The organism is Mycobacterium sp. E3251 (assembly GCF_001666835.1).
In the GTDB taxonomy this organism is placed as follows: domain Bacteria; phylum Actinomycetota; class Actinomycetes; order Mycobacteriales; family Mycobacteriaceae; genus Mycobacterium.
On the sequence record NZ_LZJF01000089.1, the window covers coordinates 1 to 546 of the forward strand.

A 546-nucleotide genomic window follows, 5' to 3' on the forward strand; every position below is an offset into this window, starting at 1 on the left:
GCCGCCTCGAGCGCCTTCGTGGCCGGCTGGCCAGGTCGCAGAACGCGTTGGGACGCAGCGTGCTGGGCCTGATCGGCGGCGGCGACCTGGACGAAGACGCCTGGCAGGACGTCGAGGACACCCTGCTGGTCGCCGACCTCGGCCCGGTGGTCACCGAGTCGGTGATGACGCAGCTGCGCGCCCGCCTGGCCGGCAGCGCCGTGCGCACCGAGGCCGACGCGAAGGCCGTGCTGCGCGACGTGCTGATCCGCGAGCTGCACCCCGACATGGACCGCTCGATCCGCGCGCTGCCGCACGATGATCACCCGTCGGTGCTGCTGGTCGTCGGCGTCAATGGCACCGGGAAGACCACCACCGTAGGGAAATTGGCCCGGGTGTTGGTGGCCGACGGGCGTCGCGTGGTGCTCGGCGCCGCCGACACCTTCCGGGCCGCGGCGGCCGATCAACTGCAAACCTGGGCGTCCCGGGTGGGCGCGGAGGTGGTGCGCGGGCCCGAAGGCGCCGACCCGGCGTCGGTGGCGTTCGACGCCGTCGACAAGGGCATTG

1 protein-coding gene is annotated in these 546 nt (G+C 73.3%); it reads left to right on the forward strand.

What is annotated here, in order from left to right; all coding sequences use genetic code 11:
* On the forward strand, positions 1 to 546 hold a 546-nt coding region (locus A5697_RS12165; protein WP_156673268.1), incomplete at both ends, for a signal recognition particle receptor subunit alpha.